19 protein-coding genes are annotated in these 22,653 nt (G+C 45.7%); 12 read left to right on the top strand and 7 right to left on the bottom strand.

The window, feature by feature from the left end; translation table 11 throughout:
* Positions 1–106: 106 nt before the first annotated feature.
* From dnaA to KHN78_RS07595, 5 genes are all read left to right on the top strand, one after another.
* Positions 107–1,513, top strand: a complete 1,407-nt coding sequence (dnaA, locus tag KHN78_RS07615; RefSeq protein WP_128809806.1) for a chromosomal replication initiator protein DnaA — start codon at positions 107–109, stop codon at positions 1,511–1,513.
* Between the two features lie 63 nt (positions 1,514–1,576).
* On the top strand, positions 1,577–2,677 hold the full coding sequence (dnaN, locus tag KHN78_RS07610; protein ID WP_211915670.1) for a DNA polymerase III subunit beta: 1,101 nt from the start codon (positions 1,577–1,579) through the stop codon (positions 2,675–2,677).
* Positions 2,678–2,686: 9 nt separating this feature from the next.
* On the top strand, positions 2,687–3,766 hold the full coding sequence (gene recF / locus KHN78_RS07605) for a DNA replication/repair protein RecF (protein WP_211915669.1): 1,080 nt from the start codon (positions 2,687–2,689) through the stop codon (positions 3,764–3,766).
* A gap of 13 nt (positions 3,767–3,779) precedes the next feature.
* Entirely contained in the window at positions 3,780–6,197 is a 2,418-nt protein-coding gene (gene gyrB, locus KHN78_RS07600) for a DNA topoisomerase (ATP-hydrolyzing) subunit B (protein ID WP_211915668.1), read from the top strand.
* 471 nt (positions 6,198–6,668) lie between these two features.
* Complete coding sequence (locus KHN78_RS07595) at positions 6,669–7,106, top strand: Hsp20 family protein (protein ID WP_211915667.1); 438 nt, start codon at positions 6,669–6,671, stop codon at positions 7,104–7,106.
* Between the two features lie 124 nt (positions 7,107–7,230).
* Here KHN78_RS07595 and KHN78_RS07590 read toward each other — a convergent pair whose 3' ends face one another.
* From KHN78_RS07590 to glyQ, 3 genes are all read right to left on the bottom strand, one after another.
* Entirely contained in the window at positions 7,231–8,484 is a 1,254-nt protein-coding gene (locus KHN78_RS07590; protein WP_211915666.1) for a valine--pyruvate transaminase, read from the bottom strand.
* Between the two features lie 239 nt (positions 8,485–8,723).
* Entirely contained in the window at positions 8,724–10,790 is a 2,067-nt protein-coding gene (glyS, locus tag KHN78_RS07585; protein WP_211915665.1) for a glycine--tRNA ligase subunit beta, read from the bottom strand.
* A 14-nt stretch (positions 10,791–10,804) separates the two neighbouring features.
* Positions 10,805–11,722 carry a glycine--tRNA ligase subunit alpha gene (glyQ, locus tag KHN78_RS07580; RefSeq protein WP_128809812.1) on the bottom strand — a complete coding sequence of 306 codons (918 nt, stop codon included), beginning with the start codon at positions 11,720–11,722 and terminating at the stop codon, positions 10,805–10,807.
* Positions 11,723–12,211: 489 nt separating this feature from the next.
* Here glyQ and KHN78_RS07575 point away from each other — a divergent pair, with 489 nt between their 5' ends.
* Entirely contained in the window at positions 12,212–12,766 is a 555-nt protein-coding gene (locus KHN78_RS07575; RefSeq protein WP_211915664.1) for a TMEM165/GDT1 family protein, read from the top strand.
* A 160-nt stretch (positions 12,767–12,926) separates the two neighbouring features.
* Positions 12,927–13,187, top strand: coding sequence for a hypothetical protein (locus KHN78_RS07570; protein WP_128809814.1), 261 nt, complete (start codon positions 12,927–12,929; stop codon positions 13,185–13,187).
* Between the two features lie 44 nt (positions 13,188–13,231).
* Here the strand turns inward: KHN78_RS07570 and tusA are convergent, their stop codons facing one another.
* On the bottom strand, positions 13,232–13,480 hold the full coding sequence (gene tusA, locus KHN78_RS07565; protein ID WP_211915663.1) for a sulfurtransferase TusA: 249 nt from the start codon (positions 13,478–13,480) through the stop codon (positions 13,232–13,234).
* Positions 13,481–13,612: 132 nt separating this feature from the next.
* Between tusA and KHN78_RS07560 the strand changes: the two genes are divergently transcribed.
* Both KHN78_RS07560 and KHN78_RS07555 read left to right on the top strand, forming a co-directional pair.
* Positions 13,613–13,795 (top strand): hypothetical protein, encoded by a 183-nt coding sequence (locus KHN78_RS07560; protein WP_038870247.1) that lies wholly within the window; start codon positions 13,613–13,615, stop codon positions 13,793–13,795.
* 168 nt (positions 13,796–13,963) lie between these two features.
* Positions 13,964–14,905: a LysR family transcriptional regulator gene (locus tag KHN78_RS07555; RefSeq protein ID WP_211915662.1), complete on the top strand. Its 942-nt coding sequence runs from the start codon at positions 13,964–13,966 to the stop codon at positions 14,903–14,905.
* Positions 14,906–14,985: 80 nt separating this feature from the next.
* Here KHN78_RS07555 and KHN78_RS07550 read toward each other — a convergent pair whose 3' ends face one another.
* From KHN78_RS07550 to fadB, 3 genes are all read right to left on the bottom strand, one after another.
* Entirely contained in the window at positions 14,986–15,966 is a 981-nt protein-coding gene (locus tag KHN78_RS07550) for an MDR family oxidoreductase (RefSeq protein ID WP_211915661.1), read from the bottom strand.
* Positions 15,967–16,224: 258 nt separating this feature from the next.
* Positions 16,225–17,400, bottom strand: coding sequence for an acetyl-CoA C-acyltransferase FadA (fadA, locus tag KHN78_RS07545; protein WP_211915660.1), 1,176 nt, complete (start codon positions 17,398–17,400; stop codon positions 16,225–16,227).
* 14 nt (positions 17,401–17,414) lie between these two features.
* Positions 17,415–19,616 (bottom strand): fatty acid oxidation complex subunit alpha FadB, encoded by a 2,202-nt coding sequence (fadB, locus tag KHN78_RS07540; protein ID WP_211915659.1) that lies wholly within the window; start codon positions 19,614–19,616, stop codon positions 17,415–17,417.
* A 268-nt stretch (positions 19,617–19,884) separates the two neighbouring features.
* Here fadB and KHN78_RS07535 point away from each other — a divergent pair, with 268 nt between their 5' ends.
* Genes KHN78_RS07535 through hemG form a run of 3 tightly spaced genes read left to right on the top strand, consistent with a single transcriptional unit; the run spans position 19,885 to position 22,549 of the window.
* A complete protein-coding gene (locus KHN78_RS07535) occupies positions 19,885–20,508 on the top strand; it encodes a YigZ family protein (RefSeq protein ID WP_211915658.1) in 624 nt (207 codons plus the stop codon).
* 46 nt (positions 20,509–20,554) lie between these two features.
* The gene (locus tag KHN78_RS07530) at positions 20,555–22,012 is read left to right on the top strand and encodes a TrkH family potassium uptake protein (protein WP_211915657.1); all 1,458 of its coding nucleotides are present in this window, start codon (positions 20,555–20,557) and stop codon (positions 22,010–22,012) included.
* A 9-nt stretch (positions 22,013–22,021) separates the two neighbouring features.
* Positions 22,022–22,549 carry a menaquinone-dependent protoporphyrinogen IX dehydrogenase gene (gene hemG, locus KHN78_RS07525; RefSeq protein WP_211915656.1) on the top strand — a complete coding sequence of 176 codons (528 nt, stop codon included), beginning with the start codon at positions 22,022–22,024 and terminating at the stop codon, positions 22,547–22,549.
* Positions 22,550–22,653 lie beyond the last annotated feature (104 nt).

Here is a 22,653-nt window from a genome sequence, read left to right as displayed (position 1 = left end):
CTTAGATCTTATTCACTGGATCGTCGATCAATTACTGGCGATCTTGGTTATCAACAGGTAAAATTGCCAGTCTTTTCCGATAATTCAAATACTCAGTGGGGGCACCGTGTCATCTTCGCTTTGGTTGCAATGTTTGCAGCAGCTTCAAGAAGAGCTACCAGCTACAGAATTCAGTATGTGGGTTCGTCCGTTACAAGCGGAGCTCAATGACAATACTCTCACTCTATTCGCTCCAAACCGCTTTGTGTTGGATTGGGTTCGCGATAAGTACCTGAATAGCATTAATCGTTTACTGCAGGAATACTGCGGTAATGATGTTCCTAACTTGCGCTTTGAAGTGGGTAGCCGCCCTGTAGCTGCACCAAAACCGGTACCGACACGTACGCCGGCTGATGTTGCGGCTGAGTCATCGGCCCCTGCACAATTGCAAGCACGCAAACCTGTCCACAAAACGTGGGATGACGACCCTCAAGCGATCGCTAATATCAACCATCGCTCAAACGTGAATCCTAAACATAAGTTTAATAACTTTGTTGAAGGTAAGTCGAACCAACTGGGTTTGGCTGCTGCTCGCCAGGTTTCAGATAACCCAGGTGCGGCTTACAACCCATTGTTTCTATACGGCGGTACTGGTTTAGGTAAAACGCACTTATTGCACGCCGTGGGTAACGCGATTGTGGATAACAATCCAAATGCGAAAGTGGTGTATATGCACTCTGAGCGTTTTGTACAAGACATGGTAAAAGCTCTGCAGAACAACGCGATTGAAGAATTCAAACGCTACTACCGCAGTGTGGATGCACTACTTATCGATGACATTCAGTTCTTTGCAAACAAAGAGCGTTCTCAAGAAGAATTTTTCCATACTTTCAATGCTCTGCTTGAGGGTAATCAACAGATCATCCTAACTTCGGATCGTTATCCAAAAGAGATCAGCGGTGTGGAGGATCGTCTTAAATCGCGTTTCGGTTGGGGCCTAACCGTTGCGATCGAACCACCAGAGCTTGAAACGCGCGTTGCGATCTTGATGAAAAAAGCGGAAGACCACCAAATTCATCTAGCGGATGAAGTGGCATTCTTTATTGCTAAGCGATTGCGTTCTAATGTTCGTGAGCTTGAAGGCGCACTTAACCGTGTTATTGCCAACGCGAACTTTACAGGCCGTCCAATTACGATTGATTTCGTCCGTGAAGCGCTGCGCGATCTTCTTGCTCTGCAAGAGAAGTTAGTGACCATCGACAATATCCAAAAGACGGTGGCGGAATATTACAAGATTAAAGTGGCGGACTTGCTTTCAAAACGTCGCTCTCGCTCGGTTGCTCGTCCTCGCCAATTGGCAATGGCACTGGCAAAAGAGTTGACCAACCACAGCTTGCCAGAAATTGGTGACGCATTTGGTGGTCGCGACCATACGACGGTACTGCATGCTTGTCGCAAGATTGAGCAGTTGCGTGAAGAGAGCCACGATATCAAAGAAGATTACTCTAACTTGATTCGCACCCTGTCGTCTTAATCGGTTAGAATGACAGTATTCTAAGCAAATCACTAATTGAGCTGACAGCGTAAAGAGCCAAGCATGAAATTTACCATTGAACGTAGTCATTTAATCAAACCGCTACAACAAGTGTCGGGCGCTTTAGGTGGCCGAGCAACCCTGCCAATTCTTGGCAATCTACTGATTAAAGTAGAAGAGAACGTGTTATCCATGACTGCGACCGATTTGGAAGTAGAATTGGTGAGCAAAGTGACTCTAGAGGGCGATTTTGAAGCCGGCAGCATTACTGTTCCTTCTCGTAAGTTTCTCGATATCTGTCGCGGACTACCGGATGACTCGATCATTACTTTTGTATTGGAAGGGGATCGCGTCCAAGTTCGTTCGGGTCGTAGTCGTTTTTCATTAGCCACGCTTCCAGCGAACGATTTTCCAAACATTGAAGATTGGCAAAGCGAAGTTGAAGTTTCTTTGACTCAAGTTGAACTGCGCACTCTGATCGAAAAAACACAATTCTCAATGGCGAACCAAGATGTTCGTTATTACCTAAACGGTATGTTGTTTGAGATTGACGGCACAACGCTACGCAGTGTGGCGACTGACGGTCACCGTATGGCAGTATCTCAAGCTCAGCTAGGTGCAGATTTTGCTCAAAAACAAATCATCGTACCGCGCAAAGGTGTGCAAGAGCTGGTTAAGCTAATGGATGCACCGGAGCAACCCGTTGTACTGCAAATTGGTAGTTCTAATGTGCGTGCAGAGGTAAATAATTTTATCTTCACTTCTAAGCTTGTTGATGGTCGTTTCCCTGATTATCGCCGCGTAATGCCGCAAAGTACGACTAAAACACTTGAAGCGGGTTGTGATGAATTGCGTCAAGCCTTCTCTCGTGCTGCGATTCTTTCGAATGAAAAGTTCCGCGGCGTACGTGTGAATCTTGCAGGCAGTGAAATGCGCATTACTGCGAATAACCCAGAGCAAGAAGAAGCCGAAGAGATGCTAGACGTGAGCTTTGAAGGCGATGCAATTGAAATCGGCTTCAACGTTAGCTATGTGCTTGATGTGCTCAATACATTGCGCTGTGACAAAGTGCGCGTGTCAATGTCTGATGCGAATGCCAGTGCGTTAATTGAAAACGCAGACGATGACAGTGCCATGTACGTGGTGATGCCAATTCGACTATAAGTCATCTGAATGCCACTTTCTCGCCTCATCATTCAGCAATTTCGCAATATTAAAGCCTGTGATATTCATTTATCAGCAGGCTTTAACTTTCTTATTGGGCCAAACGGCAGCGGAAAAACCAGTGTCCTAGAAGCGATTTACTTGCTCGGACATGGCCGATCTTTCAAGAGTTCACTAACGGGACGAGTTATCCAAAATGAATGTCATGAGCTGTTTGTTCATGGTCGTTTTTTGAACTCGGATCAATTTGAGCTACCTATTGGTATTAATAAGCAGCGTGATGGGTCTACAGAGGTTAAAATAGGCGGTCAATCTGGACAAAAACTGGCGCAGCTTGCACAAGTTTTACCGTTGCAGTTGATCCATCCGGAAGGATTTGATCTGCTTACCGATGGCCCAAAACATCGCCGTGCATTTATTGATTGGGGGGTATTTCATACTGAGCCCGCTTTTTATGATGCATGGGGGCGATTTAAGCGCCTTAACAAGCAACGTAATGCCCTGTTGAAAACCGCCAGAAGCTATCGCGAACTCAGTTATTGGGATCAAGAAATGGCTCGATTGGCTGAAAACATCAGCCAGTGGCGAGCGCAGTACATTGAGCAGATGAGAACCGTCGCGGAAGCCATCTGTCAGACATTTTTGCCAGAATTTGAGATCCAATTAAAGTATTATCGTGGTTGGGACAAAGATACACCTTATCATGAGATACTAGAGAAAAATTTCGAGCGTGATCAGGCGTTGGGGTACACCTTTAGTGGCCCAAACAAGGCGGATTTACGCATTAAAGTGAATGGAACACCCGTTGAGGATGTTTTGTCACGCGGTCAATTAAAACTCATGGTGTGTGCCTTACGCGTGGCGCAAGGGCAACATCTGACAGAGATGACCGGAAAACAATGTATTTATCTAATTGACGACTTTGCGTCGGAATTAGACAGCCAACGTCGCAAGCGTCTAGCAGACTGCTTAAAAGAGACGGGCGCACAAGTATTTGTAAGCTCTATCACTGAAAGCCAAATCGCCGATATGTTGGATGATACTGGCAAGTTGTTTCATGTGGAACATGGCAGGATAGAGTCAAACTAGAAGAGAGAAACTCATGTCTGAAAATTACGATTCATCGAGTATTAAGGTACTAAAGGGTCTGGATGCGGTTCGTAAGCGTCCAGGTATGTACATCGGCGACACGGACGACGGCACCGGTCTTCACCACATGGTATTTGAGGTGGTGGATAACTCAATTGATGAAGCGTTGGCAGGTCACTGTAAAGACATCGTTGTGACAATTCATGAGGATAACTCGGTTTCAGTTACGGATGATGGTCGTGGCATTCCAACAGAATTGCACCCAGAAGAAAAAGTATCAGCAGCAGAAGTTATCATGACGGTACTTCACGCGGGTGGTAAGTTTGATGATAACTCATACAAAGTATCAGGCGGTCTTCACGGTGTAGGTGTTTCAGTAGTAAACGCGCTGTCTGAAAAAGTGGTTCTTACCATTCATCGTGGTGGTCATATCCATACGCAAACATACCATCATGGCGATCCTCAAGCGCCACTAGCCGTGGTAGGTGATACAGATACCACTGGTACTCAAATCCGTTTCTGGCCAAGTGCTGAAACGTTCACCAACATTGAATTTCATTACGATATTCTAGCAAAACGACTACGTGAACTTTCTTTCCTAAACTCTGGTGTATCCATCAAACTGGTTGATGAGCGCGAAGCCGATAAGAGCGACCACTTCATGTTTGAAGGTGGTATTCAAGCGTTCGTTGAGCATCTAAACACCAACAAAACCCCAATCATTGAGAAAATCTTCCACTTCGATTTTGAACGTGAAGATGGCATTGCTGTAGAAGTAGCAATGCAATGGAACGACGGCTTCCAAGAGAACATCTACTGTTTCACCAATAATATTCCACAACGTGATGGTGGTACTCACCTTGCTGGTTTCCGTGCGGCGCTTACGCGTACGCTGAATACCTTTATGGATAAAGAAGGTTTCTCTAAGAAAGCGAAAACAGCAACGTCTGGTGATGACGCTCGTGAAGGTCTAACTGCGGTTGTTTCGGTGAAAGTACCAGATCCTAAGTTCTCTAGCCAAACTAAAGACAAACTGGTTTCTTCTGAAGTGAAGTCAGCGGTTGAATCAGCAATGGGTGAGAAACTGTCAGAGTTCCTGATTGAGAACCCGACAGAAGCGAAGATGGTTTGTTCGAAAATCATCGATGCAGCACGTGCTCGTGAAGCAGCGCGTAAAGCTCGTGAAATGACTCGTCGTAAAGGCGCACTAGACCTAGCGGGCCTACCAGGCAAACTTGCAGACTGTCAGGAAAAAGATCCAGCACTCTCTGAACTATACATAGTGGAGGGTGATTCGGCAGGCGGCTCCGCAAAACAAGGCCGTAACCGTAAGAACCAAGCAATCCTACCGCTAAAAGGTAAGATTCTTAACGTAGAAAAAGCGCGTTTCGACAAGATGCTTTCTTCTCAAGAGGTAGCAACACTGATCACTGCACTAGGTTGTGGTATCGGTCGTGACGAGTACAACCCGGACAAACTGCGTTACCACAACATCATCATCATGACCGATGCTGACGTCGATGGTTCGCACATCCGTACGCTACTGTTGACCTTCTTCTACCGTCAAATGCCAGAGCTCATCGAGCGTGGCTATGTGTACATCGCTCAGCCACCACTATACAAAGTGAAAAAAGGCAAACAAGAGCAATACATTAAAGACGAAGATGCGATGAACCAATATCAAGTGTCATTAGCACTGGATAATGCATCGCTACATGTTAACTCTGAAGCGCCAGCTCTTGCTGGTGAAGCGCTAGAGAAGCTCGTTCAGCAATACAATGCAGGTATTAAACTGGCGGACCGTATGAGTCGTCGCTACCCAAGCGCATTGGTTCACGAGTTTATCTACACGCCGCGTCTAACGGCAGAACAGTGTCAAGATGCTGCGAAAGTTGAAGCTTGGACTAAGCAACTTGTTGAGCAACTAAATGCGAAAGAAGTGGGGGCAAGCCAATACAGCTTTGAAGTCGAGCAACACGAAGAGCTAGGTCTAAATCTACCTAAGATCATCGTACGTACTCACGGCGTGACGCATGACTACGCATTAAGCATTGATCTTCTAAACTCGAAAGAGTACGGCAGACTAGCGGATCTATCTGAAGCGCTAGACGGTCTATTGGAAGAGAGTGCGTACATCAAGCGTGGTGAGCGTACTCAGCCTGTATCGAGCTTTGCTTCTGCACTAGAGTGGTTAATTAAAGAGTCGCGTCGTGGCCTAAGTCTACAACGTTACAAAGGTCTAGGTGAGATGAACCCAGATCAGCTTTGGGAAACCACAATGGACCCAGAGACACGTCGTATGATGCAAGTAACCATTGAAGATGCCGTAGGTGCAGACCAATTGTTTACAACGCTAATGGGTGACCAAGTTGAGCCGCGTCGTAACTTCATCGAAGAGAACGCGCTTAAAGTTGCAAACCTAGACGTGTAGTCGTACAGACTCAGTCAAATCATGTTAAAAACGCCATCTCGCAAGAGGTGGCGTTTTTTATGGGGGTAGAAACGAGATAATAGAGTCGAGATACGAGAACGGCTGTGCCCTATGGATATGGGAACGCTTCTCTTCGAGAGGAAAGGATGACCGAGTCGGGGAGCTAAGAATATTTTCACCGGAGCCCTTGAAAGCGTATTTATCGACCTTATATCTAGTTATGAAGAGGATGATTGGCTTGCTAAAGATTAGAAGAACAGCGCCTCTGGAATCGCTAAGCGAGATCGCTCAGGAGAGGATGCTCCGTATTAGCACACAATTTGACCCTAGATTCGACATCATGTCCCCGAACCTAAAGAGTAGGTCTGAGGAATGAAGTATCGGATCCCTTAGCTCGGCGTTTACTGCATAAATGCGCCATTTGGATGACTTCATCTGAGCTAAGACTATTGCTTAAAAGAGGATAGAATTATGCGTAATGTAGATTTCTCACCACTATACCGTAACGCAATTGGCTTCGACCGTCTGTTTAACCTGATGGAAGCAAGCTCTGCGAAGAACACTTCTGGCGGTTACCCTCCATACAACATCGAACAAAAAGACGAGCATAACTACCGTATTACTATGGCAGTGGCTGGTTTTGCTGAGGAGCAGTTAGATCTGACTCAGAACGAAAATATGTTGATCGTTAAAGGCGAGCGCAAAGCAGAAGAGAGCAAAAACTACGTCTATCAAGGTATTGCAGAACGCGATTTTGAACGTAAATTTCAACTAGCAGATTACGTAAAAGTCGTTGGTGCATCCATGGAAAATGGTCTACTTCATATCGATTTGGTTCGTGAAATTCCAGAAGCAATGCAGCCACGTAAGATTGCGATTGGTGGTAATAATCTGATTGAAAACAGCTAATCAGCTAATGACACTTCAGTTAACCACCCGGTTATAGAATGAGAAAGAGCGCCATATGGGCGCTCTTTTTAGTTTGGGGCTTTCAAAGCCGCAATTTCAAAGAGAAGCGGCTGAGTTTAATCAGTTATTTACCCTCGCAGTAAGCCTTTTCCACTTCTTCAGCAATAATCGTAATGCCTTTTTGCATCATCTCATCGTCTTGAACGTAGTTCATACGTAAGCATTGATGAGCATGGTCCCACTCGTCTTTCTGACCAATAAAGAAGTATTCACCCGGAACAATCAAAACTCCACGCGCTTTCAAACGTTGGTACAACTCCATTGTGGTGATTGGCAGTTCATCGAACCATAACCACAAGAAGATAGCCCCTTCTGGTTTGTGGATGCGGAATCTCTTATCAGTAATCGCTTCTTGGAGCAGTTCAACCGCACGTTGTGACTTTTGTTTGTAGAACGGTTTAATCACCTCAGAGCTCAATTTAAGCAGATCGCCTTTGCCAATGATGTGGTTTGCTAGCGCTGGACCAACACTGCCTGGAGCTAGGCTGATGATACCGTTCATATTAGTCAACGCTTGCGTGATTTCTTCACTCGCAATCACAATCCCACAACGCACGCCCGGCAAGCCAAGCTTAGATAGGCTCATGCATAGGATGGTGTTTTCATTCCAAAACGGTTCGACATCTTCAAAGATGATGTTCGGGAAAGGCAGACCGTAGGCGTTATCGATGATCAGCGGGATGTTGTTTTCACGTGCCAGTTTATCCAGCTTACGTACTTCTTTGTCTGTCAGTACGTTACCTGTTGGGTTGGTTGGGCGAGACGCGCAGATTGCCGCAACAGAGTCATCAACTTTTAGCTGCTCAAAATCGACGTGGTATTTAAATAGACCGTTATCTAACAGCTCGATTTCTGGATGGTAAGAGACAAAGATATCTTCATCAATGCCCGCGTCACCATAACCGATGTATTCAGGCGCGATAGGCAGTAGCACTTTCTTGTGTGAACCGTCTGGCTGTTTACCTGCCAACAAGTTGAACAAGTAGAAGAAGCCACTTTGGCTGCCGTTAGTTAGGCTGATGTTCTTTTCTGAAATATCCCAGCCGTAATTTTCACGGAATAACTGAGCCAACGCTTTAACGAATGCGTCTTTGCCTTGCGGCCCATCGTAGTTGGCGAGGGCGGCGACGAGCTCCCCACTGGCGAGCATCTCCTCACTGGCTTGGCGAAAGTAATCGAGCATGGCAGGAATGGCGGCTGGGTTACCCCCACCGAGCATGATGGCGCCTGGAGTGCGCAGACCATCATTCAAATCGTCCATTAACTGCGTGATACCTGAATACTGATTAAATTTTTCACCAAACTTCGAGAACTGCATGCCTTGTGATACCTAATTCATTGTGATTGCTTAATGTGATTACGCTAGCGTGATGCCAGTCAATAGGATAATCCTTGACCTTACATGAATGTGGAAACAACGCAAAGTGTGAATTTGCTCGAAGAAGAAAAAAGTGAGTCATCAGACCAGAGGCACGAAATAAATGGATAAAAAGCGTAAAAAGAGCAATAAAAAGGGAAGCCTTTGCTTCCCTTTCAGTCGAACATATCTCAATAATCTTACTTCTGAAGAACAGAGATATCTGCAATCTGTAGGAACAGGTTACGTAGGTTGTTCAGTAGAGTCAGACGGTTCTTCTTCAGCGCTTCATCGTCTGCCATTACCATCACGTTATCAAAGAACGCATCAACTGGCTCACGTAGGTCAGCTAGCTTGCTTAGGGCTTCTTGGTAGTTACCCGTTGCAAATGCAGGCTCTAACGCTTCTGTCATGACTTCAACGCTTTCTGCTAGTGCTTTCTCTGCGTCTTCTTGTAGAAGTGCTAGGTCGATGTCTGCTGCTAGTTCGCCATCGAATTTCGCAAGAATGTTACCTACACGCTTGTTCGCTGCAGCGAGTGCTTCTGCTGCTTCCAGCTCACGGAAGTGGGAAACGGCTTTAACACGTTGGTCGAAGTCTGCTGGTTTCGTTGGACGACGAGCTAATACTGCTTGAATGATGTCTACGCTAAAGCCAGCATCTTGATACCATGCACGGAAGCGACCAAGCATAAATTCAAGAACGTCAGTTTCTACGTTTTCATTCGTTAGTTTATCGCCAAACAGTACTTTTGCTTCGCGGATCAGATCAACCAAGTCTAAGTTGAAACCATTTTCTACGATGATGCGCAATACACCTAGTGACGCACGACGAAGGGCAAATGGATCTGAACCTTTCGGCGCTTGACCAATACCGAAGATACCTACGATAGTGTCCAGTTTGTCTGCCATTGCTACCGCAGATGACACGCCGTTAGATGGCAGTTCATCACCCGCAAAACGTGGCATGTATTGCTCGTAAAGTGCTAAAGCGACTTGCTCATCTTCGCCATCATGACGTGCATAGTGCATACCCATTACACCTTGAGTATCCGTAAACTCGAATACCATTGAGGTCATTAGGTCACATTTGGCCAGTAGGCCTGCACGTGTTGCTTTCTCAACATCGGCATCAATTTGTTTTGCAATGTAGCCAGCAAGAGCGGCGATACGATCAGTTTTATCCTTGATGGTACCGAGCTGCTTTTGGAAGATCGCTTGCTCTAGTTCTGGCAGACGGTCGATAAGCGGACGCTTACGGTCTGTGTTGAAGAAGAACTCTGCGTCAGCAAGACGAGGGCGAACCACTTTCTCGTTACCCTCGATTACGTAACGAGGTTCTTTTGATTCGATGTTCGATACGAAGATGAAGTTAGGTAGTAGCTTCTTGTTTTCGTCATAAACAGGGAAGTACTTCTGGTCACCTTTCATTGTGTAAACCAACGCTTCAGAAGGCACTTTTAGGAACTCTTCTTCAAACTTCGCTGTTAGTACTACTGGCCATTCAACCAGAGACGTTACTTCTTCTACTAGGTCATCTTCTAGGTCAGCGATGCCGCCAACCGCTGCTGCCGCTTTTTGTGCGTCAGCTAGAATGATTGCTTTACGCGCTTCGTAATCTGCCATTACTTTACCGCGCTCTTCTAAGATTGCAGGGTATTGCTCAGCAGAATCGATCGTGAACTCTTTTTCACCCATGAAGCGGTGACCACGGATAGTGCGATCAGATGCGACACCAAGGATTTCACCCTCGATTAGATCGCTGCCCATAAGCATGGTTAGCGTTTTTACTGGGCGAATAAACTGAGTTGTTTTGTTGCCCCAACGCATTGGTTTAGCAATAGGTAGGTTAGCCAGTGCTTTTGCAGCAAGTTCTACAACAACTTCTGATGTCGGTTGACCTTTCACTTCTTGTTTAAATAGAAGCCATTCACCCTTGTCTGTCACCATACGCTCAGCTTGCTCAACAGTGATACCACAACCACGAGCCCAACCTTGAGCCGCTTTTGTTGCATTACCTTCAGCGTCAAATGCTGCTGAAACCGCAGGACCACGTTTTTCTACTACTTTGTCTGATTGGCTTTCTGCTAGCGCTGCCACTTTAAGAGCTAGACGACGAGGAGCTGCGAACCATTTCACGCCTTCGTGAGCAAGCTCAGCGCCTTTTAGTTCAGCTTCGAAGTTTGCTGCGAATGCTTCCGCTAGAGTACGAAGTTGCGTTGGTGGTAGCTCTTCTGTGCCTAGCTCGATTAGAAATTCTTTTGCCATGTTATATCGCTCCCTTACGCTTGTTCTTTTTTACACATTGGGAAGCCAAGTGCTTCACGCGATGCGTAGTAGGCTTCTGCTACTGACTTAGTCAGATCACGGATGCGCAGGATGTAGCGTTGACGTTCAGTTACTGAGATCGCTTTACGTGCGTCTAGAAGGTTGAACGCGTGAGCGGCTTTCAAGATGCGCTCGTATGCTGGTAGAGGCAGTGGCTTTTCTAGCTCAAGTAGCGCTTTACACTCTTTCTCACATTGCTCGAAGAAACCAAATAGGAATTCCACGTCAGCGTGTTCAAAGTTGTAAGTCGACTGCTCTACTTCGTTTTGGTGGAAGATATCACCGTATGTCACTTTGCTGCCGTTTGGTGCAATGTTCCAAGTGAGGTCGTAAACGGAGTCTACTTCTTGGATGTACATTGCTAGACGTTCGATACCGTAAGTGATTTCACCGGTTACTGGTTTACACTCAAGGCCGCCAACTTGTTGGAAGTAAGTAAATTGAGTTACTTCCATGCCGTTTAGCCATACTTCCCAGCCTAGACCCCATGCGCCTAGTGTTGGGTTTTCCCAGTTGTCTTCTACGAAACGAATGTCGTGTACAAGAGGGTCAATACCAAGAACTTCTAGAGAACCTAAGTACAACTCTTGGATATTGTCTGGTGATGGTTTCAATGCTACTTGGAATTGGTAGTAGTGTTGAAGGCGGTTAGGGTTTTCACCGTAACGACCATCGGTAGGACGACGAGATGGTTGTACATAAGCTGTAGACATTGGCTCTGGGCCAAGCGCTCGTAGACAGGTCATTGGGTGAGAGGTACCCGCACCTACTTCCATATCTAGCGGTTGAACAATGGTGCAACCATTTTGAGCCCAATAATCCTGCAGCGCGAGGATCATTCCCTGGAAGGTTTTGATATCGTATTTTTGCATAAGTCGGTTCGCGCGATTCTCTAATTACTCGCATTGCGTCAAACAATAAGGCTTTGGTGCCTAAATGATGACGTTTAGAGTAATGACAGTTGAATAAAATAACGATCAAGTATACCCAGATATTGTGCGTGGGAGTAGAGCTAATCTTGCTTATTTCATAGCCAGAACCGCTAAGTTTGCCTAATTCTTGGCATATTTAGCTAATAGAGATGAAAATTGAGCTTTTAGGGTGATTTTTACTTACAAAACGGAGCTTGAGATGACGCGTTGTTATAGTTAGAATTGCCTCGTCTTTGGGGAGTAGCTTACTTGATGAAATGCCAGTTTCATTCGGTTCGTTCGTCAACATAATTGGTGCAAAATCACCATGGCGTTCGAGACTTGTCACCTGATGAGTTTAGCAAGACCTTAGACAAATCATCATGAACCGGGGTGGGGCATGAGGTTTGTCTATGGTTGTAATAATTATCCCGCCCCAATGAGTATGTCGTGAGCGTTTTAGCTATTTCAATTACTACCGTAGCGTTAGCAGAAATTGGCGATAAGACCCAATTGCTATCTCTATTACTTGCCAGTCGTTACCGTAAACCAATCCCTATTATTGCAGCAATCTTTTTGGCTACCATTGCTAACCACGCTTTGGCTGCATGGCTAGGTGTGGTTGTGGCAGATTATCTGTCTCCTGACATTTTAAAATGGGTGCTGGTGGTCAGTTTTGTCGCCATGGCGGCTTGGGTGCTGATCCCAGATAAGTTAGATGACGACGAGCAGATTTCTAATCGAGGTCCTTTTATTGCGAGTTTTATTGCTTTTTTTGTTGCGGAGATCGGAGATAAAACTCAGATTGCGACTTCGATTCTAGGGGCGCAGTATGCTGATGCGCTGAGTTGGGTGATTCTCGGTACGACGATCGGTATGCTGCTCGCGAATGTACCAGTGGTTCTGATCGGTAAATTATCGGCAGACAAGATGCCGTTAGGGCTTATCCGTAAGGTTACCGCATTCTTGTTTATCGCGCTTGCGATAGGAGCGGCGTTGTTTTGATTTATATAATCTAAAATGATGCGAATTATCAATAAGTAGATAGGGAATGCGCGAGTTCAAACTCTGGCTCAAAATCATTCAGGACCGTGACGAATGACGTATTAGTGTCATACTTGTCATGGTAATTTAATGGTGTGAATGATGGCGAGAGGGCAAGTTTATGCTTACACGTTATATGGGGATGTCCCCAAAAAGTCAGAGTTACTTATTCACTTTTGGTTTAGCGCTGTGCTTGTTGGCAATGGTGTTAACGGATATGTGGCTACCTATTGTGGCAGGGTCTTTTATTCTTACTGGCTTAACAGTAGAAGCATGGATTCGGGTTGCCCACATTATTCCGATGCATGAAGAAATACGCGCGATGCGCAAACAATTGAACAAGCTACAATCAGAAGTTCGCACACTAGAATACGATGAATAAACAAACGGCAGCCTTATGGGCTGCCGTTTTTGATTCTGCTGAGATTATTCCAAACCTTTCTTAATTAAGTATTGGTATGGGAGATGTTCCGTTTGTGCTGCTATTAATTGGTGATCCATAAATCGGCAGAAGCTCGGGATATCTCGAGTTGTCGATGGGTCATCTGCTTTTACTAGCAACACCTCACCGTCTTGCATCGTTCGAATTGTCTTCCTGACCATCATTACTGGCTCTGGGCAGCGTAATCCTTCCGCCTCTAATGTCTTGGTCGCCAGTTCAGGATTAAAACTCATAATGTGATTCTCATAGCTAACTTAGCGGTGAATTTTACTTTCGTTGAAAAAATATTCAATAACCACTTGGCAAACTGAATTTTTTGATTTACCTTAAATTAACAATTTGGTAACAACTGGCAGGGAGAGACGATGTTAACAGCGTTAGATAGACTAACCATCTATTCGGTTTTGTGCTTTATCTCGTTCTGTGCGCTTGTGCTTAGAACGCCAGCTGAAACCTCATTAATGCCTCTTGTGGGCATGAGTGCAACGATTATTGGGATTTGGATTGAGATGCACAAATGGTCAGGTGCATCAGAGCAAGAAAATTAGCGCTTTTTTGCTGTATTCGGAACCTATCGATATACCGTTCACCAAACTTAACGACACTTCATTCCGACACTATCCCCATTTTTCTTGGGCTTCCCCGCTGAAAGGCGGGATTTTTTTTGCCTGAAGAGTACAATTTATCTAAATCCCCTACATGATAAGTGGCAAATCGTGGAATTAGAAGACATCTATCGTCGAGATCTTAACTTATTGGTTGCGTTGCGCGTGCTGATTGAGGAGAGCAGCGTCAGCAAGGCAGCAACGCGCCTCAATTTAAGCCAATCGGCTATGAGTCGTGTACTCGGGCGCTTACGCGACCTGCTTGGTGATCCGTTGTTTACACGGCAAGGTCAGCACTTGATCCCAACGCAAAAGGCGTTAGAAATCGATCGTTCCTTAGGCGAGCCATTGGAGTCTTTACGTCAGCTGTTGTCGCCACGCGAGTTCGATCCACGTAATTGCGATCAAACCTTTAATATCGCCACCACAGATTATGCGATGCAGACGATTCTTCCTTTTGCTTTGCCGCGTATTTATCAAGAAGCACCGAATGTGTCGTTTAACTTCTTGCCACTGCAACACGACCGTTTATCTGATCAATTGACATATGAAAGCGCGGACTTGGCGATTTGTCGCCCAACTGGTCCTGTTGAACCACTACGTAGCGAAGTGCTAGGTCGAGTCGGGGTGCTGTGTATGCTCTCTAAGCAACATCCATTAGCCGATAAAGAGATGTGCTTAGATGATTACCTTCGCTATCCGCACGCGATGATTGCGATAAGTGATGGAGTCAAAGCGCTGATTGAACAAGCCTTAATTGAAAAGCCAAAACGTAAAATGGTGCTGCGTGCTTACCATTTGGAAGCTGCATTGGCGATTGTCGATACTTTACCAATCATCATTACCGTACCTGCGGATTTGGCGTATTTGGTTGCTGACCGCTATGATTTGGTGGTGAAGCCATTGCCATTCCAGTTCACCCCGTTTGAATACTCGATGATTTGGCATGCGCGCTGTGAACACTCTCCTGCTCAAGAGTGGTTGCGCGCGGTGGTTCGTGAGGAGTGTAGTCGTCTTATTGCTAAGCGAATTGAAGATATGGGGTTGGATTAGTTTTCCGAAAGTCGAAATAGCAAAAAGCCGGGCAATGATGAACTGACCCGGCTTTGTTTATTCTATGGAGTTGTTAGCGCTTATAGCTTGATAACCACACGACCCGTTACTTGGCCGTTAGTGATGTCTTCAGCGTATTTTGGTGCTTGTGCTAGTTCTACTTCAGTACATGCTTGCTCGAAGTAGCTGTCTGGTAGTAGCTCAACCAATTTTTCCCATGCTACAGTGCGTTTTTCAAATGGACATGAAACAGAGTCCACACCTTGTAGACGAACGTTACGCAGAATGAACGGCATTACTGTGGTTGGTAGATCGAAACCACCTGCAAGGCCACAAGCGGCGACTGCACTGTTGTAATCCATTTGCGCCAATACTTTTGCTAGCACTTTGCTGCCTACGGTATCAACTGCCCCCGCCCATACTTGCTTTTCAAGTGGACGTGCTGGCTCTTCAAACTCAACACGATCAATAATGCGGCTCGCACCTAGTTTTTCTAGTAGCGGACCATTTTGTTCAACACGACCGGTCACGGCTGCCACCTTGTAGCCAAGCTGTGCTAGAAGCGTTACGGCTACTGAGCCCACACCGCCACTTGCGCCAGTTACTAAGATTTCACCCGCTTCAGGTTTGATACCTGCATCCAGCAGTGCTTGAACACATAGCATGCCAGTAAAGCCAGCAGTACCAATCATCATCGCTTTCTTGCTGTCTAAACCTTTAGGTAGTGGTACGAGCCAATCCGCTTTTAGGCGAGCGCGTTGAGACATACCACCCCAGTGGTTTTCACCTACGCCCCAACCAGTAAGGACAACTTTGTCACCTGCTTGGTAGCGGCCGTCTTCAGAGCTTACTACCGTACCTGCTAGGTCAATACCTGGCACCATTGGGAAGTTACGGATGATTTTACCTTTACCTGTGATCGCAAGGCCGTCTTTGTAGTTCAACGATGAGTAATCAACGTCAATCAGAACGTCGCCTTCAGGCAGTTGCGTCTCATCGATTTGCTCGATGCTAGCGATAGTACGTTTGTCTTCTTGATTTAGAACTAGAGCATTAAACATAAGGTTCTCCGAATGTGCGGTATCGTGACTCTGGGTCACATGCAGCAAGATATTAACTGGTGCTAAGTGTATGTCTTCTTTGTTTATGAATAAAATGAAACTTGAGCATTTAATGTATGCTTTTTGTGCATGTGAATAATGTTGAGCAAAAAAACAAAAGACGACATCAGATGCCGTCCTTAAGTGTAATACTAAAATTTTTCAGTATTGGTTCATTTGCTTGTGATTGTTGGGTTGATCACGACGACCATTAAAGCATTATGGACGTTCAAATACAGTTGCAATACCCTGACCTAAACCAATACACATGGTTGCGAGACCATATTTTGCGTCTTTGTCTTCCATTAGGTTGATCAGCGTGGTTGAAATGCGCGAGCCTGAACAACCAAGTGGGTGACCCAATGCAATCGCACCGCCGTTGAGGTTGACCTTTTCATCCATTACTTCAAGCAAACCTAAGTCTTTCGCACACGGTAGTGATTGTGCAGCGAATGCTTCATTGAGCTCAACCACATCCATGTCTTCAATTGAAAGACCAGCACGTTTAAGCGCTTTTTGCGTTGCAGGAACAGGACCATAACCCATGATAGATGGATCGCAGCCCGCAATAGCCATACCTTTAATACGTGCGCGGATCTTTAAGCCAAGTTCATTGGCTTTTTCTTCGCTCATGATCAGCATGGCTGAAGCGCCGTCAGACAATGCCGATGATGTACCTGCAGTGACGGTGCCGTTTGTTGGATCAAATACAGGACGCAGTTGAGATAGGCCCTCTACAGATGTTTCAGGACGAATTACTTCATCGTAATCTAGGGTGAACAGCGTGCCGTCGGCTGCATGGCCTTCAATCGGTAGGATTTCGTTTTTAAAGCGGCCCTCTACCGTCGCGGCATGCGCTCGGGCATGAGAACGAGCAGCAAACTCATCTTGTTGTTGTCGGCTGATTCCATGAAGCTTGCCAAGCATTTCTGCGGTTAACCCCATCATACCGGCGGCTTTTGCTATGTTTTTCGATAGACCCGGGTGGAAGTCAACACCATGATTCATTGGTACATGACCCATGTGTTCAACACCACCGATCAGACAGATTTCAGCATCACCAGTCATGATTGCACGTGTACCGTCATGCAGCGCTTGCATGGATGAACCACACAGGCGGTTCACCGTTACCGCGCCAATTTCAATTGGTAGGCCTGCAAGTAGTGCTGCGTTACGTGCTATGTTGAATCCTTGCTCTAGGGTTTGTTGTACACAGCCCCAGTAGATGTCTTCAATCTCGCTTGGGTTAACTTGTGGATTTCGCGCAAGGATACCTTTCATTAGGCGTGCAGATAGATCTTCTGCTCGCGTATGACGGAAAGCACCACCTTTAGAACGACCCATTGGTGTACGTAGGCAATCGACTACGACAACATTTCTTGTTTGATTAGTCATTTTAGAATCCCTCCTTAGATAGAACCTTGCTGTTGTGCACCGTAAAAGGTTTTTCCATATACGGGGTGGCCTTTCTCTGCCATATCAATCAGCATCTGTGGTACTTGGTACATGGCACCGAGCTCTGAGTACTGTTTTGCCATGGCAACAAACTCAGCAATACCAACACTATCTAGGTAGCGGAATACGCCGCCGCGGAATGGAGGGAAGCCAAGGCCGTAAACCAGTGCCATATCCGCTTCTTGAGGAGTCGCAATGATGCCCTCTTGTAGACACAGTACTACTTCATTGATCATTGGAATCATCACTCGATTGATGATGGTCTGATCGTCAAAGCGTTCTTTGTCATGGAAAGGCTTATCGGCACAAACGTCAGCGAGTACGGGCAAGATATCTTCAGAGAAAGTTTTCTTAGGCTTACCTTTTCTATCAATGGTGTAGTTGTAGAAACCACTGCCATTTTTCTGGCCGTATTTATCTGCTTCGAACAGTGCATCGATCGCGTCACGACCTTGTTTGCCCATACGCTCTGGGAAACCTTGTGCCATCACGGCTTGTGCGTGGTGAGCAGTATCAATACCAACGACATCGAGCAAGTATGCAGGTCCCATCGGCCAGCCAAACTTACGTTCCATGATTTTGTCGATTTTCGTAAAGTCAGCACCATCGCGAAGTAGCATGCTGAAGCCACCAAAGTATGGGAACAATACGCGGTTTACAAAGAACCCTGGGCAGTCATTGACGACAATTGGTGATTTGCCCATTTTCGCTGCGTAGGCGACAACACGATTGATGGTTTCATCAGAGGTATGTTCACCACGGATGATCTCAACAAGAGGCATGCGGTGCACTGGGTTGAAGAAGTGCATGCCACAGAAGTTTTCTGGGCGTTTTAGCGATTTCGCTAATAGATTGATTGGAATCGTCGAGGTGTTTGAGGTAATAACCGTGTCTTCACTGACATGTGATTCGACTTCACTCAGCACTGCTGCTTTTACTTTCGGGTTTTCTACTACGGCTTCAACAATCACGTCTGATTCTTCGATGCCAGCGTAATGTAGGCTTGGTGTGATAGACGCTAAAATACCAGCCATCTTAAAGCCATCAATGCGACCACGAGATAAGCGTTTATTCAGCAGTTTAGAGGCTTCTGTCATGCCTAAATCGAGTGAAGGTTGTGCGATGTCTTTCATTAACACCGGTACGCCTTTTAATGCAGATTGGTAGGCGATGCCGCCGCCCATAATGCCCGCACCAAGTACCGCCGCACGTTGCGTGTCTTTACTCGCTGACTTAGCTGATGTTTTAGCAAGCCCTTTAATGTATTGGTCGTTAAGGAACAAACCAATCAGTGATTTTGCTTCTTCAGACTTAGCCAGTTTTACGAAGTGTTTACGCTCAATGTCGAGTGCTTCGTTACGAGCGAAGCGAGCGCCTTCTTCAATAGTAATAACGGCAGTCATTGGTGCAGGGTAGTGAGGGCCTGCTTTTTGTGCCACCAGCCCCTTCGCCATGGTAAAGCTCATCATTGATTCAAGCTTACTTAGCGTTAGTGGTGATGTCTTTTGTTTGCGACGAGTTTGCCAGTCTAGTTTTTCGTTGATTGCCGATGTCAGCGTTTGTAGCGCTGACTCGTAAAGAGCGTCGGTATCAACAACTGCATCAAGCAGACCAATCTTTAATGCTTCGTCCGCACGACACGCTTTACCTTGAGTGATCACTTCCATTGCGCTGTCGGCACCGATCACACGTGGTAAACGGACGCAACCACCAAAGCCCGGCATAATGCCTAATTTCGTTTCTGGTAGACCGATGTTGGTGGTCTTGTCACCAATTCGCATGTCAGTTGCAAGCACGCACTCACAACCGCCACCTAACGTGTGACCTTTTAGTACCGAGATCGTCGGGACAGGTAAGTCTTCCAGTTTATTGAAGATGCTGTTCGCAAATTGTAGCCACTGATCGAGCTCAGCGTCTGTCTTGGCAAAAAGACCTAAGAACTCGGTGATGTCCGCGCCAACAATGAACGCGTCTTTATCTGAGGTGAGCATCAAGCCCTTCAGTCCTTGATGCGCAATCAAGGCATCAAGTGCTTTGTCGAGTGACTCTAGTGTTGCTAGGTCGAGCTTGTTGACGGATTTTGGAGAGCAGAAGCTAAGCTCTGCAATACCATTGTGTACTTCCTTTACCTGTAGGGTTTCGGCTTGGTAAATCATTGTCTATCTCCATGACATACAATCTTGGATTGTCTGTATACCGATTTGATGTTGGCTAGATGCCGTGTGATACAACAAATAGATATAGAGGAAAGTCGTTTTATTCTTATTCTGGTTAGACCAGTGGGATTAGTTTGGACCGCAGATTGGCTAATTTCAATACATTTTTTAAACAAGTGTTTAACATTGTGCACTGGTGCAGATCTTATGCGACGTGTAAATCGGTCTCGTGATAGACTTTGAACAAAGAGAAAAGTGACGTAATCCTATGAATGACCAACCTTATCTGATTCCAGCAGAGCCTGTGCAATTTGAAGAAGAGATCAAAAAGAGCCTCTTTATTACTTATTTGGCTCATACACCGAGCGTGGAAAAGGCGAAAGCATTTGTGGAACAGATAAAATCCCAACACTCTGACGCAAGACATAACTGTTGGGGTTTTGTTGCTGGCCGGCCAGAAGATTCAATGAAGTGGGGGTTTAGTGATGATGGAGAACCGTCCGGTACTGCAGGTAAGCCAATACTTGCTCAATTATCAGGATCAGGTGTCGGAGAAATCACGGCCGTAGTGACGCGTTACTATGGTGGTATTCGGTTAGGTACGGGAGGACTTGTTAAAGCTTATGGTGGTGGTGTACAACAAGCTCTCAAGCAGCTTCAAACAATTGAGAAAAAAATAACCACAAAGCTCAGACTAGAGTTAGACTATGGCTTTATGCCTATCGTACAGTCGTTAATGCCTCAGTTCGGTGCGGTTGAAGTCGATGCCGAATACAGCGTTCAGGTGGCATTAGTTGTGGAAATCGAGCTACGTGAAGTGAGCGCGTTTACCCAGACTATCATCAACAAAAGTGGTGCAAAGGCAATTGTCACCCCATTAGACGGACAATAATGAAAAATAGGAAGCCACAGGGACAGCTTCGCTAGTCAATCAATCCATGCAATTTCGTTCAATTATTCGAATCGTCGGGCTATTGCTCGCGCTTTTTAGTGTCACAATGCTCGCACCTGCACTGGTTGCACTTATCTATAGAGATGGTGCGGGTGTACCGTTTGTCACGACATTTTTTGTTCTCCTTTTATGGGGAGGGGTATGTTGGTTTCCAAACCGAAGGCATAAGCACGAGCTTAAAGCACGTGATGGCTTTCTTATTGTTGTTCTCTTTTGGACAGTTCTAGGTAGTGCAGGCGCTATTCCTTTTTTGATTGCAGATAATCCAAACGTTTCTGTAACCGATGCCTTTTTTGAGTCTTTCTCTGCCTTAACGACCACCGGTGCGACAGTTATTGTTGGATTGGATGAATTACCCAAAGCCATTTTGTTCTATCGCCAGTTGCTTCAATGGTTTGGCGGTATGGGTATCATTGTTCTTGCTGTAGCAATTCTTCCGGTTCTTGGTATCGGAGGCATGCAGTTATATCGCGCTGAAATTCCTGGGCCAGTAAAAGATACTAAGATGACTCCGCGCATAGCTGAAACTGCAAAAGCACTGTGGTATATCTATCTGAGTTTGACTATTGCATGTGCCTTAGCATTTTGGTTGGCAGGCATGACGCCGTTTGATGCGATCAGCCATAGCTTCTCCACGATTGCAATTGGTGGTTTTTCGACCCACGATGCCAGTATGGGCTATTTCGATAGTTATGCTATCAACATGATCACCGTTGTCTTCTTGTTGATTTCGGCATGTAACTATTCTTTGCACTTCGCCGCGTTTGCGTCTGGCGGCGTGCATCCTAAATACTATTGGAAAGATCCTGAGTTTCGCGCGTTCATCTTTATTCAAGTTATCCTGTTCTTGGTGTGCTTCTTATTACTGTTGAATCACCACTCGTATGACTCCCCATATGACGCCTTTGACCAAGCGTTATTCCAGACCGTGTCTATCTCTACTACGGCGGGTTTTACCACAACAGGCTTTGCTGACTGGCCGTTGTTTTTACCAGTGCTGCTGTTGTTCTCTTCTTTTATAGGGGGGTGTGCAGGTTCGACTGGCGGCGGCATGAAAGTGATCCGTATTCTTCTGCTGACCTTACAAGGTGCGCGTGAACTAAAGCGGTTGGTTCACCCTCGCGCAGTTTACACTATTAAAGTGGGAGGAACGGCTTTGCCTCAACGCGTGGTTGATGCGGTGTGGGGATTCTTCTCTGCTTATGCCTTAGTGTTCGTCGTTTGTATGTTGGCGCTGATCGCAACAGGGATGGATGAGTTAAGTGCATTTTCCGCTGTTGCCGCCACATTGAATAACTTAGGACCAGGGTTGGGAGAAGTTGCTCTTCATTTTGGTGATATAAATGATAATGCTAAATGGGTGCTGATTGTTTCTATGCTATTTGGTCGCTTGGAAATATTTACCTTACTTATTTTACTCACGCCGACATTCTGGCGTAGCTAAGGAGAAATCGTGGCAAAAGCTTTATTTCTATACTCTTCGCGTGAAGGGCAGACAAAAAAAATTCTCCACTATATAGATGAGCAACTCACAGGCTTCGAATGCGAGCTGGTGGATTTACATAATGTAGAGACGATTGATTTTAGCCAATACGACAGAGTATTGATTGGAGCGTCTATTCGCTATGGTCATCTTAATAAGAAGCTATACCAGTTTATTGAACGAAACTTGAATCAACTTGCGCAAAGCAAAGTGGCGTTTTTCTGCGTGAACCTTACTGCCCGTAAAGAAGACCAAGGTAAGGATACGCCTGAAGGTAGTGCCTATATTCGTAAGTTCCTAATTAAGTCACCTTGGAAACCTACGTTAATAGGTGTTTTTGCAGGAGCTCTTTATTACCCTCGCTATCATTGGTTTGATCGAACGATGATTAAGTTCATTATGTCGATGACAGGTGGTGAAACCGATACAACCAAAGAAGTGGAATACACCAACTGGGAAAAAGTGGCTCTTTTTGCAGATAAATTCAAAGAACTGTAGAAATAACGTGCTCTTTTAAGTATTTTTGCTGCAATTTTATCCGAATGATAAGAAAATCAAAAAAAACGTAAAAAAGGGCTTGCCAATGTGATCGCAATCTCTAT

It is taken from the genome of Vibrio sp. B1REV9, assembly GCF_905175395.2.
Lineage (GTDB): Bacteria > Pseudomonadota > Gammaproteobacteria > Enterobacterales > Vibrionaceae > Vibrio > Vibrio alfacsensis.
Note: the sequence above shows the minus strand (reverse complement) of the source record. Positions and strands in the feature narration are given on the sequence as shown.

Excerpts from the sequence above, each read along its gene's own strand:
- dnaN (WP_211915670.1), top strand. The coding sequence starts at position 1,577 with ATGAAATTTACCATTGAACGTAGTCATTTAATCAAACCGCTACAACAA.
- recF (WP_211915669.1), top strand. The coding sequence starts at position 2,687 with ATGCCACTTTCTCGCCTCATCATTCAGCAATTTCGCAATATTAAAGCC.
- gyrB (WP_211915668.1), top strand. The coding sequence starts at position 3,780 with ATGTCTGAAAATTACGATTCATCGAGTATTAAGGTACTAAAGGGTCTG.
- KHN78_RS07595 (WP_211915667.1), top strand. The coding sequence starts at position 6,669 with ATGCGTAATGTAGATTTCTCACCACTATACCGTAACGCAATTGGCTTC.
- KHN78_RS07590 (WP_211915666.1), bottom strand. The coding sequence starts at position 8,484 with ATGCAGTTCTCGAAGTTTGGTGAAAAATTTAATCAGTATTCAGGTATC.
- glyS (WP_211915665.1), bottom strand. The coding sequence starts at position 10,790 with ATGGCAAAAGAATTTCTAATCGAGCTAGGCACAGAAGAGCTACCACCA.
- glyQ (WP_128809812.1), bottom strand. The coding sequence starts at position 11,722 with ATGCAAAAATACGATATCAAAACCTTCCAGGGAATGATCCTCGCGCTG.
- KHN78_RS07570 (WP_128809814.1), top strand. The coding sequence starts at position 12,927 with ATGCTTACACGTTATATGGGGATGTCCCCAAAAAGTCAGAGTTACTTA.
- tusA (WP_211915663.1), bottom strand. The coding sequence starts at position 13,480 with ATGAGTTTTAATCCTGAACTGGCGACCAAGACATTAGAGGCGGAAGGA.
- KHN78_RS07560 (WP_038870247.1), top strand. The coding sequence starts at position 13,613 with ATGTTAACAGCGTTAGATAGACTAACCATCTATTCGGTTTTGTGCTTT.
- KHN78_RS07550 (WP_211915661.1), bottom strand. The coding sequence starts at position 15,966 with ATGTTTAATGCTCTAGTTCTAAATCAAGAAGACAAACGTACTATCGCT.
- fadA (WP_211915660.1), bottom strand. The coding sequence starts at position 17,400 with ATGACTAATCAAACAAGAAATGTTGTCGTAGTCGATTGCCTACGTACA.
- fadB (WP_211915659.1), bottom strand. The coding sequence starts at position 19,616 with ATGATTTACCAAGCCGAAACCCTACAGGTAAAGGAAGTACACAATGGT.
- KHN78_RS07535 (WP_211915658.1), top strand. The coding sequence starts at position 19,885 with ATGAATGACCAACCTTATCTGATTCCAGCAGAGCCTGTGCAATTTGAA.
- KHN78_RS07530 (WP_211915657.1), top strand. The coding sequence starts at position 20,555 with ATGCAATTTCGTTCAATTATTCGAATCGTCGGGCTATTGCTCGCGCTT.